General features: G+C 53.6%; 15 protein-coding genes. 12 read left to right on the forward strand and 3 right to left on the reverse strand.

Translation table 11 applies throughout. The features are described from left to right. The 5 genes from ilvN to uhpT all read left to right on the forward strand — a co-directional run bounded on the left by ilvN (position 1) and on the right by uhpT (position 5,329). A complete protein-coding gene (gene ilvN / locus JM656_RS00125) occupies positions 1 to 291 on the forward strand; it encodes an acetolactate synthase small subunit (RefSeq protein WP_203359528.1) in 291 nt (96 codons plus the stop codon). Between the two features lie 72 nt (positions 292 to 363). Continuing rightward, the gene (gene uhpA / locus JM656_RS00130; protein ID WP_203359529.1) at positions 364 to 954 is read left to right on the forward strand and encodes a transcriptional regulator UhpA; all 591 of its coding nucleotides are present in this window, start codon (positions 364 to 366) and stop codon (positions 952 to 954) included. After that, positions 954 to 2,456: a signal transduction histidine-protein kinase/phosphatase UhpB gene (uhpB, locus tag JM656_RS00135; RefSeq protein ID WP_203359530.1), complete on the forward strand. Its 1,503-nt coding sequence runs from the start codon at positions 954 to 956 to the stop codon at positions 2,454 to 2,456. Before uhpA ends, uhpB begins: the two co-directional genes overlap by 1 nt. A gap of 9 nt (positions 2,457 to 2,465) precedes the next feature. Further along, positions 2,466 to 3,794, forward strand: a complete 1,329-nt coding sequence (locus JM656_RS00140) for an MFS transporter (protein WP_203359531.1) — start codon at positions 2,466 to 2,468, stop codon at positions 3,792 to 3,794. 143 nt (positions 3,795 to 3,937) lie between these two features. Continuing rightward, positions 3,938 to 5,329 (forward strand): hexose-6-phosphate:phosphate antiporter, encoded by a 1,392-nt coding sequence (gene uhpT / locus JM656_RS00145; protein ID WP_203359532.1) that lies wholly within the window; start codon positions 3,938 to 3,940, stop codon positions 5,327 to 5,329. 56 nt (positions 5,330 to 5,385) lie between these two features. Here the strand turns inward: uhpT and adeD are convergent, their stop codons facing one another. Next, positions 5,386 to 7,149, reverse strand: a complete 1,764-nt coding sequence (adeD, locus tag JM656_RS00150) for an adenine deaminase (protein WP_203359533.1) — start codon at positions 7,147 to 7,149, stop codon at positions 5,386 to 5,388. A gap of 176 nt (positions 7,150 to 7,325) precedes the next feature. Between adeD and JM656_RS00155 the strand changes: the two genes are divergently transcribed. The 5 genes from JM656_RS00155 (at position 7,326) to nepI (ending at position 11,432) form a co-directional block, all read left to right on the forward strand. Further along, positions 7,326 to 8,660 (forward strand): NCS2 family permease, encoded by a 1,335-nt coding sequence (locus JM656_RS00155; RefSeq protein WP_203359534.1) that lies wholly within the window; start codon positions 7,326 to 7,328, stop codon positions 8,658 to 8,660. Between the two features lie 52 nt (positions 8,661 to 8,712). Beyond that, complete coding sequence (locus JM656_RS00160; protein WP_203359535.1) at positions 8,713 to 9,165, forward strand: DUF1198 domain-containing protein; 453 nt, start codon at positions 8,713 to 8,715, stop codon at positions 9,163 to 9,165. A gap of 299 nt (positions 9,166 to 9,464) precedes the next feature. Beyond that, positions 9,465 to 9,806, forward strand: a complete 342-nt coding sequence (locus tag JM656_RS00165) for a type II toxin-antitoxin system RelE/ParE family toxin (protein WP_203359536.1) — start codon at positions 9,465 to 9,467, stop codon at positions 9,804 to 9,806. Positions 9,807 to 9,815: 9 nt separating this feature from the next. Then, a complete protein-coding gene (locus tag JM656_RS00170; protein ID WP_203359537.1) occupies positions 9,816 to 10,115 on the forward strand; it encodes a helix-turn-helix domain-containing protein in 300 nt (99 codons plus the stop codon). A 120-nt stretch (positions 10,116 to 10,235) separates the two neighbouring features. Next, positions 10,236 to 11,432: a purine ribonucleoside efflux pump NepI gene (gene nepI, locus JM656_RS00175; protein ID WP_203359538.1), complete on the forward strand. Its 1,197-nt coding sequence runs from the start codon at positions 10,236 to 10,238 to the stop codon at positions 11,430 to 11,432. Positions 11,433 to 11,465: 33 nt separating this feature from the next. Here nepI and JM656_RS00180 read toward each other — a convergent pair whose 3' ends face one another. Continuing rightward, entirely contained in the window at positions 11,466 to 12,848 is a 1,383-nt protein-coding gene (locus JM656_RS00180; RefSeq protein ID WP_203359539.1) for a glycoside hydrolase family 1 protein, read from the reverse strand. Positions 12,849 to 12,976: 128 nt separating this feature from the next. Beyond that, positions 12,977 to 13,270 (reverse strand): YicS family protein, encoded by a 294-nt coding sequence (locus tag JM656_RS00185; RefSeq protein WP_203359540.1) that lies wholly within the window; start codon positions 13,268 to 13,270, stop codon positions 12,977 to 12,979. A 128-nt stretch (positions 13,271 to 13,398) separates the two neighbouring features. Here JM656_RS00185 and JM656_RS00190 point away from each other — a divergent pair, with 128 nt between their 5' ends. Both JM656_RS00190 and nlpA read left to right on the forward strand, forming a co-directional pair. Beyond that, positions 13,399 to 13,815 carry a GNAT family N-acetyltransferase gene (locus JM656_RS00190; protein WP_203359541.1) on the forward strand — a complete coding sequence of 139 codons (417 nt, stop codon included), beginning with the start codon at positions 13,399 to 13,401 and terminating at the stop codon, positions 13,813 to 13,815. 165 nt (positions 13,816 to 13,980) lie between these two features. Continuing rightward, a complete protein-coding gene (gene nlpA, locus JM656_RS00195) occupies positions 13,981 to 14,799 on the forward strand; it encodes a lipoprotein NlpA (protein ID WP_203359542.1) in 819 nt (272 codons plus the stop codon). The last annotated feature ends 7 nt before the right edge of the window (positions 14,800 to 14,806 follow it).

Below are 14,806 nucleotides of genomic sequence, written 5' to 3' on the forward strand. Positions count from 1 at the left end.
ATGCAGAAACAGTCACATGAAAACGTCATTCTGGAACTCACCGTGCGTAACCATCCCGGCGTAATGACCCACGTCTGCGGCTTGTTCGCCCGTCGCGCCTTTAACGTGGAGGGCATCCTCTGTTTGCCGATCCAGAACAGCGACCAAAGCCGTATCTGGCTACTGGTCAATGACGATCAACGTCTTGAACAGATGATTAGCCAGATAGATAAACTGGAGGATGTCGTGAAAGTCATTCGTAACCAGTCAGATCCGACCATGTTTAATAAGATTGCCGTCTTTTTCGAATAACAGCTCAAGGCTTGAACAGCAACGCGCTTATCGTTAAGGTAAGCGCGTTTTTTTACCCGCCAGGACAGAACCATGATCACCGTTGCCCTTATTGACGATCACCTGATCGTCCGCTCCGGCTTTGCACAGTTGCTGGGGCTGGAGCCTGATTTGCAGGTTGTAGCCGAGTTCGGATCGGGACGAGAGGCGCTGGCGGGACTGCCGGGGCGGGGCGTGCAGGTCTGTATTTGCGACATTTCCATGCCGGATATCTCCGGGCTGGAGTTGTTGAGTCAATTGCCAAAAGGGATGGCGACCATCATGCTCTCTGTTCATGACAGTCCGGCGCTGGTGGAGCAGGCGTTGAATGCAGGCGCCCGTGGTTTCCTCTCCAAACGCTGTAGCCCTGATGAACTGATTTCTGCGGTCCATACGGTGGCGACAGGCGGTTGTTATTTGACGCCGGATATCGCGGTAAAGCTGGCGGCAGGGCGTCAGGATCCGCTGACCAAACGCGAACGTCAGGTGGCGGAAAAACTGGCGCAGGGTATGGCGGTCAAAGAGATTGCCGCTGAACTGGGGCTGTCGCCGAAAACAGTACACGTGCATCGCGCCAATCTGATGGAAAAACTGGGCGTCAGCAATGACGTTGAACTGGCTCGCCGTATGTTTGATGGCTGGTGATGAGCACCTTTTTCTCCCGGTTAATTACCGTTATCGCCTGCTTTTTTATCTTCTCCGCCGCGTGGTTTTGCCTGTGGAGCATCAGCCTGCATCTGGTTGAGCGCCCGGAAATGGCGGTGCTGTTGTTTCCATTTGGTCTGCGTCTGGGACTCATGCTGCAATGCCCGCGCGGCTACTGGCCAGTATTGCTGGGTGCAGAATGGCTACTTGCCTACTGGCTGGCGCAGGAAGTGGCGCTCGCTCATCTTCCCCTTTTGATGATCGGAAGCGTGCTGACGCTGCTTCCGGTGGCGTTAATCTCCCGCTATCGCCATCAACGCGACTGGCGCACGTTGCTTTTGCAAAGCGCGGCGCTTACGGCGGCGGCACTGCTACAGTCTTTACCGTGGATGGGGCAAGGCGAAGCGGCCTTTACCGCGCTGCTGTTGACGCTCACGGGCGGACTGACGCTGGCCCCCATTTGCCTGGTGTTCTGGCATTACCTCACCAGCACCACCTGGCTGCCGCTCGGTCCGGCGCTGGTTTCGCAGCCGGTCAACTGGCGCGGTCGCCATCTGGTCTGGTATCTGCTGTTGTTCACCGTCAGTTTGTGGCTGCAGCTTGGGCTGCCGGATGAACTTTCCCGCTTTACGCCGTTTTGTCTGGCGCTGCCGATTATCGCGCTGGCCTGGCACTATGGCTGGCAAGGGGCGCTGATCGCGACCCTGATGAACGCCATCGCGTTGATTGCCAGCCAGACCTGGCACGATCACCCGGTGGATTTATTGCTCTCATTGCTGGCGCAGAGTCTGACCGGACTGCTACTCGGCGCGGGGATCCAACGCCTGCGCGAGCTTAATCAGTCGCTGCAAAACGAGCTGGCGCGTAATCACCGCCTGGCGGAACGTCTGCTGGAAACCGAAGAGAGCGTACGGCGCGACGTGGCGCGCGAGCTGCATGACGATATCGGCCAGACCATCACCGCGATCCGCACCCAAGCCGGCATTGTGCAACGGCTGGCTCCTGAAAATGCGGGCGTGAAGCAGAGCGGAGCGCATATCGAACAGTTATCGTTGGGCGTGTATGACGCGGTGCGCCGCCTGTTAGGGCGCTTACGCCCCCGCCAACTGGACGATCTGACGCTGGAGCTGGCCATTCGTTCGCTGATGCGTGAAATGGAGCTGGAAAGCCGCGGCATCGTCAGCCATCTCGACTGGACAATCGACGAATCAATGCTCAGTGAAGGCCAGCGGGTGACCCTGTTTCGGGTGTGCCAGGAGGGTCTGAACAACATTGTGAAGCATGCCAGTGCCAGTGCGGTGACGCTACAGGGCTGGCAGCAGAACGACCGCCTGATGCTGGTGATTGAAGATGACGGTTGCGGGCTGCCGCCAGGATCGGGTCAGTTGGGTTTTGGCCTGACCGGAATGCGTGAACGTGTGACGGCACTGGGGGGAATGCTGGCGATTTCCTGCACCCACGGTACGCGCGTGAGCGTCTCATTACCCCTGCGTTACGTGTAAGGAGAAGGGATGCTGACGTTTCTGAAAGCCCCGGTGAATGCGCCGTTAATTAACGATAAACGCGAAATCGACGCCCGTTACCGCTACTGGCGGCGACATATTCTGACCACCATCTGGCTCGGTTATGCGCTGTTCTACTTCACCCGTAAAAGTTTTAACGCCGCGGTGCCGGAAATCCTCGCCAGCGGCGTATTGACCCGCAGCGACATTGGTCTGCTGGCCACGCTGTTTTACATCACTTACGGGCTGTCGAAATTTGTCTCCGGCATCGTCAGCGACCGCTCTAACGCCCGTTATTTTATGGGGATGGGGCTGATCGCCACCGGAGTGGTGAACATTTTGTTCGGCTTCTCCACCTCGCTGTGGGCGTTTGCCCTGCTGTGGGCGCTGAATGCCTTCTTCCAGGGCTGGGGCTCGCCGGTATGCGCCCGTTTGCTGACGGCGTGGTACTCGCGTACTGAACGCGGCGGCTGGTGGGCGTTGTGGAACACGGCGCACAACGTCGGCGGCGCACTTATTCCTATCGTGATGGCTGCTACCGCTCTGCATTACGGCTGGCGTGCCGGGATGATGATTGCCGGGTTACTGGCGATTGCGGTGGGTATTTTCCTCTGCTGGCGACTGCGCGACAGGCCGCAGGCCATCGGTTTACCGCCGGTGGGCGACTGGCGGCACGACGCGCTGGAAATCGCCCAGCAGCAGGAGGGGGCGGGGCTGACCCGCAAAGAGATCCTCACCAAATATGTCTTGCTGAACCCTTACATCTGGCTACTCTCGCTCTGTTATGTGCTGGTGTACGTCGTGCGCGCGGCGATCAACGACTGGGGCAACCTGTACATGTCGGAGACGCTGGGGGTTGACCTGGTGACCGCCAATACGGCTGTGACCATGTTCGAGCTGGGCGGGTTTATTGGCGCACTGGTGGCGGGCTGGGGCTCGGATAAACTGTTCAATGGCAACCGTGGGCCAATGAACCTGATTTTCGCTGCGGGCATTTTGCTTTCTGTTGGCTCGCTGTGGCTGATGCCGTTTGCCAGTTACGTGATGCAGGCCGCCTGCTTCTTCACCACTGGCTTCTTCGTCTTTGGGCCGCAGATGCTGATCGGTATGGCGGCGGCCGAGTGTTCGCACAAAGAGGCGGCGGGGGCGGCCACCGGGTTTGTCGGATTGTTTGCCTATCTTGGCGCATCGCTCTCCGGCTGGCCGCTGGCGCAGGTGATGGAAACCTGGCACTGGACCGGGTTTTTTGTGGTGATCGCCATTGCCGCCGGGATATCCGCGCTTCTGCTGTTGCCGTTTTTGAATGCTCAGGCGCCGCGCGAGGTCAATGAAGCGTGACGCACCTCACCTTTTTTCGCCTAGTCGGGCAAAACTAAGAAATTTTCCCGGTTCCGCCTGGACGCTGTCTCAGGCCGGGTTGGCTGCTGATTTTTACAATGACTGCCATAAAGCAGGTATAAAAATCAGGAGATATCCCACCCATGCTGGCCTTCCTAAACCAGGTGCGTAAACCGACCCTCGATCTGCCGCTCGATGTGCGGCGCAAAATGTGGTTCAAACCGTTCATGCAGTCCTATCTGGTGGTCTTCATCGGCTACCTGACCATGTATCTGATCCGCAAAAACTTCAACATTGCGCAGAACGACATGATCTCCACCTACGGGTTGAGCATGACGCAACTGGGGATGATTGGGCTGGGTTTTTCGATCACCTACGGCGTGGGCAAAACGCTAGTCTCCTATTACGCTGACGGCAAAAACACCAAGCAATTCCTGCCGTTTATGCTGATCCTCTCCGCTATCTGTATGCTCGGCTTCAGCGCCAGCATGGGTACCGGCTCTACCAGCCTGTTCCTGATGATCGCGTTTTATGCCCTGAGCGGTTTCTTCCAGAGTACCGGCGGTTCGTGCAGCTATTCCACCATCACCAAATGGACGCCGCGCCGTAAGCGTGGCTCTTATCTCGGTATGTGGAACATTTCCCACAACCTTGGCGGCGCGGGCGCGGCGGGCGTAGCGCTGTTCGGCGCGAACGTCCTGTTCGACGGTCATGTAATTGGCATGTTTATCTTCCCGTCGATTATTGCGCTGATTGTGGGCTTTATCGGCCTGCGCTATGGCAGCGACTCCCCGGAATCTTACGGCCTCGGTAAAGCGGAAGAGCTGTTCGGTGAAGAGATCAGCGAAGAAGACAAAGAGACTGAAGAAAATGAGATGACCAAATGGCAGATCTTTGTTGAGTATGTGCTGAAAAACAAAGTGATCTGGCTGCTGTGCTTCTCCAACATCTTCCTGTACGTGGTGCGCATCGGTATCGACCAGTGGTCCACCGTGTATGCCTTCCAGGAGCTGAAACTCTCCAAAGAAGTGGCGATTCAGGGCTTTACCCTGTTTGAAGTGGGCGCGCTGGTCGGTACGCTGCTGTGGGGCTGGCTTTCTGATCTGGCGAACGGACGTCGTGCGCTGGTGGCCTGCGTTGCGCTGGCGCTGATCATTGCCACGCTGGGCGTCTATCAGCATGCCAGCAACCAGTACGTTTATCTGGCTTCCCTGTTCGCTCTCGGCTTCCTGGTGTTTGGTCCGCAATTGTTAATCGGCGTCGCGGCGGTCGGTTTTGTACCGAAAAAAGCGATCGGCGCCGCCGATGGTATCAAAGGCACCTTTGCTTATCTGATTGGCGACAGCTTCGCCAAGCTGGGACTGGGGATGATTGCTGACGGCACGCCGGTCTTCGGTCTGACCGGCTGGGCGGGTACCTTCGCCGCGCTGGATACGGCCGCCATCGGCTGTATCTGCCTGATGGCCATCGTGGCCGTATTTGAAGAACGTAAAATCCGCCGGGAAAAGAAAATTCGAGAATTGAAAGTAGCTTAAGTGTGTATTTGGTAACGCTTTGCCCGGCTTAATGCCGGGCTTTTTTATGCCTGAAGTCAGTCAGTCTCCAGGGATGTAAATGCAAATTTTTCGCCGTCAAAAAGCCCCTGGCTGGTGAGTTTTAATGCGGGGATGACCGGCAAAGAGAGAAACGCCATCTGGATAAACGGTTCGTCGGGCAGTGAACCGCACTCGCGACCCGCCGCCTTGAGCGCATCAATCTGCTCCGCCAGTGATTGTGCGGTGTCGGTGCTCATCAAACCGGCTATCGGTAGCGCTAAATGACTCTGTACGCGCCCGTGACGAACCACGCATAGCCCGCCGCTATCGGCGATCGCCTGATTCACCGCGAGGGCCATCTCTTCGGCGCTGCGACCAACCACCACAATATTATGGCTGTCATGGCTGACGGTTGCCGCCAGCGCGCCTTCACGCAGGCCAAATCCGCCCAGCAAACCGCAGGCCGGGGAGAGCTGGTGCCCGTAGCGCTCAAGGACGGCGATATAGCAGATATCATCGCGATCGAAACCATCCGGGGTACACAGACAGGTGCTGGCGTGAGTAATTAATTCGTTAGGGATAACATCAATGACCCGATAGCGTTTTCCGGGCGTGAAATGCAGCGGAAAATCGGCAGCGGATACCGGTTGCCGCGCAATGGTGTTGCCATACGGTGGCGTGGTTCGCGCCAGTCTTGCGGGTTCTTCTGCTTTCAGGGCATCGGCATTGATGGGCTCTCCTTTGACAAAGACCTGCTGTACCGTTACGTGACGGGCATCGCTGAGCAGAACGATATCCGCCTGTTTACCGGGAGCCAGTAGGCCAAGATGGTGCAGGCCAAAATGTCGCGCGGCTGACCAGCTGGCGACGCGGTAAGCAACGTGAAGCGGTACGTTATGTTGTAAAATCAGCCGCCGAATAAGCGCGTCGATATGTCCCTCATGAGCAATTTCCCACGGGTTACGGTCATCAGTGCAAAGCATGCACTGCGGGCTGTTTATCTCAGTGATCAGCGGCGCCAGCGCGTTGAGATTACGGGCTGCGGAACCTTCACGGATCATGAGTGCCATTCCGAGTTGCAGTTTGCGGCGACCCTCCTCCAGACGATAGCTCTCGTGGCAATTCTCGATCCCGGCGGCAATGTAGGCGTTAAGCGCTTTGCCGTTAAGTCCCGGGCAGTGACCGTCCAGCGTCAGGTGGCGAAAGGCATCCATTTTATCGAGAAGCGCATTCTGTCCGGCAATGACGCCAGGATAATCCATCACTTCCGCCAGCCCGGTTACCAGCGGATGATCGCGCCAGGCGAGCATTTGCTCGAGGGTAAAAGAGGCGCCGTTCACATCACATCCAGCCAGTGCCGGAACGCAGGAACTGACCTGAAGGTACTGATTTTGCTTTGCCTGTTCTGCACAGCGGACAAACCAGGCAAATCCGGTTTCACCCATCACGTTGACGATTTCGTGCGGATCGCAGATGACCGTGGTGAGTCCGCGCGGCAGCGTCGCCGATTCAAAGGTCACGGGTGTCATCATGCTGGATTCAATATGCAGGTGTGAATCGATAAAGCCAGGCACTGCCGTTGCGCCGTGGGCATCCACGCGATGTAATGCCGGGGCGTCGATATATTCCGGGCCGATGCCCACGATATGCTGTCCTTTAATAACAATCGGCCCTGCCATTTCTCCGCCGTTGATGAGGTCGAGAAGAATGACATTATCAATAATATAATCGGCGACGGCTTCGCCACGAGAAACCGCCAACAATTCCTGCTGTTCCTGGCGGCTAATGTAATGAAACTTATAGCTAATAAAAGTATTCATATTTTTCTCATTTTGATTTTATCAATTTGATTGTTATTTATCATTAAGAAACACCAAATGATTATTTAAAGTTTATCGGCTTACGCACAATTGCAATGTGATAATTATCACTGAATTAAGTATGGGATATGTTTAAAAAAGAGACAGGTTAATATTCTCGCTAATGGATGAAAAAAATGAATAATGAGATCAGTGATGACATAAGAGAGGATTCAGGTAGCCTTTCGCGATTCTTTAAAATTCACCAGCACGGTACAACCGTACGTACTGAAATGATCGCCGGTATGACGACATTTTTAACGATGGTGTACATTGTTTTCGTTAACCCTCAGATATTGGGGGCCGCACAGATGGACCCCAAAGTGGTGTTTGTCACGACCTGTCTGATTGCCGGTATCGGCAGTATTGCGATGGGGTTGATTGCCAATCTGCCCGTCGCGCTGGCGCCCGCAATGGGGCTGAATGCGTTTTTCGCGTTTGTGGTCGTCGGGGCGATGGGCGTGAGTTGGCAAACCGGTATGGGCGCAATATTTTGGGGGGCCGTGGGGCTGTTTTTGCTCACGCTTTTTCGAATTCGCTACTGGATGATTTCTAACATTCCTGTCAGTTTACGTATTGGTATCACCAGCGGCATCGGTTTATTTATCGCGATGATGGGGTTAAAAAACGCAGGCGTCATCGTTGCAAATAAAGACACGCTGGTGGCGATCGGTAACTTAAGCTCACATACAGTATTACTGGGTATTTTAGGCTTTTTTATTATTACCATTCTGTCATCCCGACATTTTCATGCCGCCGTACTGGTTTCAATCGTGGTGACATCGTGTTGTGGGTTATTTTTCGGTGATGTGCATTTTAATGGCGTATATTCTGTTCCGCCCAATATCAGCGCTGTGATGGGCGAGGTAGATTTGAGCGGCGCATTATCGCTTAATTTGGCCGGTATCATTTTTTCCTTCATGCTAATCAATTTATTTGACTCATCAGGGACGTTAATTGGTGTAACGGATAAAGCAGGCTTAATCGATCAAGACGGTAAATTTCCTAACATGAATAAGGCGCTGTATGTCGACAGCCTGAGTTCGGTCGCTGGGGCGTTTATCGGCACCTCTTCCGTTACCGCCTATATAGAAAGTACCTCAGGCGTGGCGGTGGGTGGACGTACGGGCCTGACGGCGGTGGTGGTGGGGGTATTATTCCTGTTGGTGATGTTCTTTTCACCGCTGGTGGGGATGGTTCCCGCCTATGCGACGGCAGGGGCGCTTATTTTTGTTGGCGTACTGATGACCTCGAGCCTGTCTCGCGTTAACTGGGACGACTTTACCGAATCGGTTCCCGCGTTTATCACGACGGTGATGATGCCGTTTACCTTTTCCATCACTGAGGGGATTGCGCTGGGTTTTATGTCGTACTGCATTATGAAAGTGTTTACCGGGCGCTGGCGGGAGCTAAACCTCTGTGTCATTGCCGTGGCGGTGCTTTTTGCGTTGAAAATCATTCTGGTGGATTAGTATTCACAGACGGTTTCCAGATATCATGAGCGCTGATAAAGCAGGAGAACTCATGGTCTGGATAATGCTGGCCACACTGGCGGTGGTGTTTGTTATCGGTTTTCGGGTGCTCACTTCCGGGTCCCGACGGGCGATTCGCCGTCTGAGCGAGCGTCTTGGTATTGATGTGGTGCCGGTGGAATCGATGATCGATCAAATGGGCAAAACGCAAGGCGAGGCGTTTTTACAGTATCTGCACCGCCCCGATGAATCGCATCTGCAAAATGCCGCACAGGTGCTGCTGATCTGGCAGAACGTAATTGTAGACGGCAGCGATCAGAGCCTGCAGCAGTGGCACCGTTTACTGCAAAAAGCCCGGCTGTCGGCGCCGATTACCGACGCGCAGGTGCGTCTTGCGCTGGGTTTTCTGCGCGAAATGGAGCCTGATATGCAGGAAATTAACGCTTTTCAGATGCGCTACAACGCGTTTTTTCAACCTGAAGATGGCGTTCACTGGCTGCACTGATATCAATATTCGTGATGATGATTATCCTGGATCGTCATTATATTTATACCCCACCTCCCGCGCATGATGCCCCTCGTTAACGCTTACGACGAGGTTCATCATGTACCAGGCTATTCACCAAAGCGCAATGACTTGGCCCGCACGGTACCGAATCCGATGATTAACGGACATCAGGAGAGGATCTCCGGCTGCGTATGATGCCGGACTGGCAAGCGTGTAAATAGTGTGACGAGACAGAGTGATTTTATAGCTAATAGGCTATAATTTATCTATAGCTTATTGGCTATGAGGGATCGCTTATGTGGGATGTTGAAACAACGGACGTTTTCGACAGGTGGTTTGACGAACAAACTGAAGCACTCAAGGAGGACATTCTCGCCGCTATGATTATTTTGTCCGAATATGGCCCCCAATTGGGAAGACCGTTTGCGGATACGGTGAACGACTCCGCTTTTTCGAACATGAAAGAGTTACGCATTCAGCATCAAGGTAACCCAATTCGGGCGTTCTTCGCGTTTGATCCTTCTCGTCATGGCATCGTGTTGTGCGCTGGAGATAAAACGGGGTTAAACGAGAAGAAATTCTATAAGGATATGATTAAGTTTGCAGATGCTGAGTACAGAAAACATCTTAATAAGTAAGGAAAAATTATGGCTACCCTCAAAGAGTTGATGGCTAAACAAACCCCGGAAAGTCAGGCGCGTATTGCTGAAAAAGTCGAGGAGATGCACCAGGCTATTGCATTAAGTATGTTAAGGGAAGAACTTAACCTGTCTCAGGCAGAACTGGCCGCGGCAATGGGCGTTAAGCAGCCAACCATTGCAAAAATGGAACAGGCTGAAAATGATCCTCGCCTCTCTACGTTGAAACGTTACGTAGCAGCGCTGGGTGGCGAGTTAAGTATTGATGTTAAGTTGCCCACAGGTAAGAGAGTGGCGTTCCATATTTAATGCACCTGGATGCCGTATTCTTTCGGTGTAAGGCGTTTTAGTTGCTAAAACGTTAAGTTCGTCACATTTAAAATGTTACACTGCGTAACTTTTCTACAAAAAATCGACGCAGGTAACAAAATGAGTGAATGTATAGCTGAAAAATCCCGCGCTGGAGAAATGGCCCGACCTAACTGGTCTGCGGTATTTGCTGTGGCGTTCTGCGTCGCCTGTCTGATCACCGTGGAATTTCTGCCTGTCAGTCTGCTGACGCCCATGGCGCAGGATCTGGGGATCTCTGAGGGGGTTGCCGGTCAGTCGGTGACAGTAACCGCGTTTGTCGCTATGTTTGCCAGCCTGTTTGTTACCCAAATTATCCAGGCGACCGACCGTCGCTATGTGGTGCTCTTGTTTGCCATTCTGCTGACGATTTCATGTCTGCTGGTTTCGTTTGCCAACTCCTTCACATTACTGCTTATGGGTCGTGCTTGCCTCGGGCTGGCGCTTGGCGGCTTCTGGGCGATGTCTGCGTCGCTCACTATGCGCCTGGTTCCGGCGCGTACGGTACCGAAAGCGCTGTCGGTGATTTTCGGCGCGGTCTCTATTGCGCTGGTAATTGCTGCGCCATTAGGCAGTTTTTTAGGCGGTATTATTGGCTGGCGCAACGTCTTTAATGCGGCGGCGGTGATGGGGGTATTGTGTATTTTCTGGGTGGTGAAAGCGTTGCCTTCTCTGCCTGGCGAACCGTCTCACCAAAAGCAAAACATGCTTAGCCTGCTGCAACGTCCTGGGGTGATGGCCGGAATGATTGCCATCTTCATGTCGTTTGCTGGCCAGTTCGCGTTCTTTACCTACATTCGCCCGCTGTATATGAATCTGGCGGGCTTTGACGTTGATGGTCTGACGCTGGTGCTGTTGAGTTTTGGTATTGCCAGCTTTGTTGGCACGTCGATCTCTTCCGTTATCCTCAAACGCTCGGTCAAACTGGCGCTGGCGGGCGCACCGCTGGTGCTGGCCGTGAGCGCGTTGGTACTGACATTATGGGGGAGCGACAAAGGGGTCGCCGCAGGGATCGCCATTATCTGGGGGCTGGCGTTTGCGCTGGTGCCGGTCGGGTGGTCAACGTGGATCACGCGCACGCTTGCCGATCAGGCGGAAAAAGCCGGGTCTATTCAGGTCGCGGTTATCCAGCTGGCGAACACGTGTGGCGCAGCGGCAGGCGGCTACGCACTCGACAACCTGGGGTTGCTGTCACCGTTGGTGCTGTCCGGCAGTTTGATGCTGCTGACGGCGCTGTTGGTCGCCTCGAAAGTGCGCATAAAAAGCGCCCATCCGTAAGCGGGAAGGGTGACCCGGAGGTCACCCTTTGACTTAATTAAAACCGTTATTTTCAGCCGTTGCGGCAAACCATTTGCCGCTCTGTTTAATGGTGCGCTGCTGAGTCTCTAAATCTAACTGCACAAAACCGTAGCGGTTTTTATAGCCGTTCAACCATGACCAGTTATCAATAAAGGTCCACATATGGTAGCCAAGACAATTGCAGCCTTCGCTAATGCCTTTGTGCAGCCACTTCAGATGTTCACTGACAAATTCAATGCGGTAATGGTCGTTAATGTGACCATCCTCGATAAAGCGCTGCTCGTTCTCGACTCCCATGCCGTTTTCAGAAATAAAGCAACGCGGGTTGCCGTAATGATCGTGCAGGTTGGTAATAATATCGTAAATACCCGGCTCATAAATTTCCCAGCCGCGGTAAGGATTCATTTTACGGCCCGGCATTTCGTAGTAATCAAATAATCCTTCCGGCATAAAGGGGGCGTCAGGATTGACGGCAGAATCCCGGCACTTCACTCGGCGTGGCTGGTAGTAATTGATCCCCAGCAGGTCAATCTTGCCGTCGGCAATCAGTTCTTTGTCGCCAGGCTGACACGCGGGGAGCTGATCGTACTCTTTCAACAATGCGATCAAGTCGGCGGGATATTCCCCTTTGAGTACCGGATCAAGGAAGCTGCGGTTAAACAGCAGATCCGCATGATGTGCGGCTTTAACGTCTGCCGGATGTGCCGAGCGCGGGTAAGAGGGCGTTAAGTTCAGCACCACGCCAATTTCACCGTCGTGGTTTCCGGCACGATAAGCGCGAACCGCGACCGAATGCGCCAGCACCGTGTGATACGCCACGGTAGCCGCGCGTTTGAAATCCACCACGTTGGGGTAATGGAAGTCATACAAATAGCCACCCTCGACCGGAACAATCGGTTCGTTGAAGGTAAACCAGTGCTTAACCCGGTTGCCGAACAGATCGAAACAAATCTGCGCATAGCGACCAAAAGCCGCCACCACATCACGGTTTTCCCACCCGCCTTTCTCCTGCATCACCATCGGCATATCGAAGTGGAACAGCGTAATAAACGGCGTGATGCCCTGCGCCAGTAACTCGTCGATCACCTGATTGTAGAACTCAACGGCTTCAGGATTGACCTCGCCGGTGCCGTCGGGGATCAGACGCGACCAGCTCAGCGACGTACGGAAGCTGTTATGTTTCAGCTGTTTTAGCAGTGCGATGTCCTGTTTCCAGTGCTGGTAAAAGCCAGAGGTATTCTCTGGACCAATCCCTTGATGGAAACGACCTGGCTGGCTGGCGAACCACACATCCCATGTGGTCTGGCTTTTGCCGCCGTTCAGGCTGTCGCCTTCGGTTTGCAGCGCCGAGCAGGCACTGCCCCACCAAAAGTTTTCAGGAAAACGGTATCGCATTGTTTTTTCTCCTTGGTCAGCAACAAATGTCTGTTCCAAAGAGAATAGGCGAATTTAGAAAAAAGAAACCGGTTACAGCGCCCGTTTTCAAGGTAGAACGGGCGAAATAAACGATGCAATACCGTGTGTTACATATCAGGGCATTCAACCTTGCCCAGCGCTTCCCAGTAGTTGTTCTGGTTATTTCGCTCGATGGCGATAATCGCTTCACGGATATGCTGCTGATTGACTTCACCAGACATAATGCTTTTTTCCCATGCCGCATCCGACATTGAGGCCTGCGGTGTGCAGATTTTGCGTAAGTCGTTCAGCACTGTCGTCTTTTCATTCGCCGTCTGGAGCCCGCCGTAAGCCGAGTTGGCCTGCGCAATTCCCGGCAATACGAGCAGGGCGGTCACGAGCGGTAACATGATTCGTTTCATAGTCATCATCCTTTTATCAATGCGCATCATCACTAGAGTAAGTGTAGACAGTTCAGTGCTCTCTCATCAGCCTGTGCTACCTTCAATAATGCGTTCAACCATAAGTTGTAGTTTTTCAGAGGGATAAAATGCAGATACAGATTACCGATACGGTGACCGAAGAGGACCAGAAAGCGCTCTTTAAGGGGCTGCGAGCCTATAACGGTCAGTTTATTAAAACCACGAATTTCGGCGATCTTGCGGTCTACTGGCGGGATTCGCACGGTGAGATGCAGGGGGGATTAATTGCGAAAATCAAGGGCGACTGGCTGAGCATTGAGTATGTGTGGGTGAGTGAATCCTTACGTAAAGCGGGTTATGGCAGCAAACTAATGCAGGCGGCGGAGCAAACCGCGCAGGCGCGGGGTTGCCTGCATGCACTGGTGGATACCTTCAGCTTCCAGGCACTGCCGTTTTACCAGAAACACGGCTATACACAGCAAATGACGCTGCCGGACTTTCCGGAAAAAGGCATTTCCCGCCACTATTTGTCGAAAACATTTTGATGACCGGATGGCGAAGCCAGAAGAAAACCAGGACTTCTGCCATCCGGTATTTTCCCGTTATGCCTTTTTCTTCTTGCTGATGCTTTTTCGATTTTTAATCCGCCACGCCTCTCCCGTTATAGTCATTTCATTACCCTCTGGCGGTTATTTTAAAAGGATAAAAACGTGAAATTGACGATACCTCATGTCTGGACAGGCACAGCAGTATTGCTGGCGGGATTACTGCTGGCAGGCTGCGATCAACAAAGCAGCGACACAAAACACATCAAAGTGGGCGTGATTAACGGCGCTGAGCAGGATGTGGCGGAAGTCGCCAAAAAAGTGGCAAAAGAGAAGTACGGTCTGGACGTCGAACTGGTCGGCTTTAGTGGTTCGCTACTGCCTAATGACGCCACCAACCACGGCGAACTGGATGCCAACGTCTTCCAGCATCGCCTGTTCCTCGAGCAGGATAACAAAGCGCACAACTACAAACTGGTGACGGTGGGCAATACGTTTGTCTTCCCGATGGCGGGCTACTCGAAAAAAATTAAAACCGTTGAACAACTGAAAGAGGGGGCAACGGTGGCGATCCCCAATGACCCGACCAACCTCGGTCGCGCGCTGTTACTGCTGCAAAAAGAAAAGCTGATCACCTTGAAAGCGGGGACTGGGCTGCTGCCAACGGCGCTGGATATCACCGACAATCCGCGTCACCTGAACATTATGGAACTGGAAGGCGCACAGTTACCGCGTGTGCTGGACGATGCCAAAGTCGATGTGGCGATCATCAGCACCACCTACATTCAGCAGACCGGGCTGTCTCCGGTGCATGACAGCGTGTTCATTGAAGATAAAAACTCGCCGTATGTGAACATTCTGGTGGCGCGGGAAGACAATAAAGACGCCGAAAACGTGAAAGAATTTCTTCAGTCCTATCAGTCGCCTGAAGTCGCTAAAGCGGCAGAGAAAATCTTTAACGGCGGCGCGGTGCCGGGCTGGTGATGCTCAC

It is taken from the genome of Citrobacter sp. R56 (assembly GCF_016811995.1).
In the GTDB taxonomy this organism is placed as follows: domain Bacteria; phylum Pseudomonadota; class Gammaproteobacteria; order Enterobacterales; family Enterobacteriaceae; genus Citrobacter_D; species Citrobacter_D enshiensis.

Excerpts from the sequence above, each read along its gene's own strand:
- ilvN (WP_203359528.1), top strand. The coding sequence starts at position 1 with ATGCAGAAACAGTCACATGAAAACGTCATTCTGGAACTCACCGTGCGT.
- uhpA (WP_203359529.1), top strand. The coding sequence starts at position 364 with ATGATCACCGTTGCCCTTATTGACGATCACCTGATCGTCCGCTCCGGC.
- uhpB (WP_203359530.1), top strand. The coding sequence starts at position 954 with ATGAGCACCTTTTTCTCCCGGTTAATTACCGTTATCGCCTGCTTTTTT.
- JM656_RS00140 (WP_203359531.1), top strand. The coding sequence starts at position 2,466 with ATGCTGACGTTTCTGAAAGCCCCGGTGAATGCGCCGTTAATTAACGAT.
- uhpT (WP_203359532.1), top strand. The coding sequence starts at position 3,938 with ATGCTGGCCTTCCTAAACCAGGTGCGTAAACCGACCCTCGATCTGCCG.
- adeD (WP_203359533.1), bottom strand. The coding sequence starts at position 7,149 with ATGAATACTTTTATTAGCTATAAGTTTCATTACATTAGCCGCCAGGAA.
- JM656_RS00155 (WP_203359534.1), top strand. The coding sequence starts at position 7,326 with ATGAATAATGAGATCAGTGATGACATAAGAGAGGATTCAGGTAGCCTT.
- JM656_RS00160 (WP_203359535.1), top strand. The coding sequence starts at position 8,713 with ATGGTCTGGATAATGCTGGCCACACTGGCGGTGGTGTTTGTTATCGGT.
- JM656_RS00165 (WP_203359536.1), top strand. The coding sequence starts at position 9,465 with ATGTGGGATGTTGAAACAACGGACGTTTTCGACAGGTGGTTTGACGAA.
- JM656_RS00170 (WP_203359537.1), top strand. The coding sequence starts at position 9,816 with ATGGCTACCCTCAAAGAGTTGATGGCTAAACAAACCCCGGAAAGTCAG.
- nepI (WP_203359538.1), top strand. The coding sequence starts at position 10,236 with ATGAGTGAATGTATAGCTGAAAAATCCCGCGCTGGAGAAATGGCCCGA.
- JM656_RS00180 (WP_203359539.1), bottom strand. The coding sequence starts at position 12,848 with ATGCGATACCGTTTTCCTGAAAACTTTTGGTGGGGCAGTGCCTGCTCG.
- JM656_RS00185 (WP_203359540.1), bottom strand. The coding sequence starts at position 13,270 with ATGAAACGAATCATGTTACCGCTCGTGACCGCCCTGCTCGTATTGCCG.
- JM656_RS00190 (WP_203359541.1), top strand. The coding sequence starts at position 13,399 with ATGCAGATACAGATTACCGATACGGTGACCGAAGAGGACCAGAAAGCG.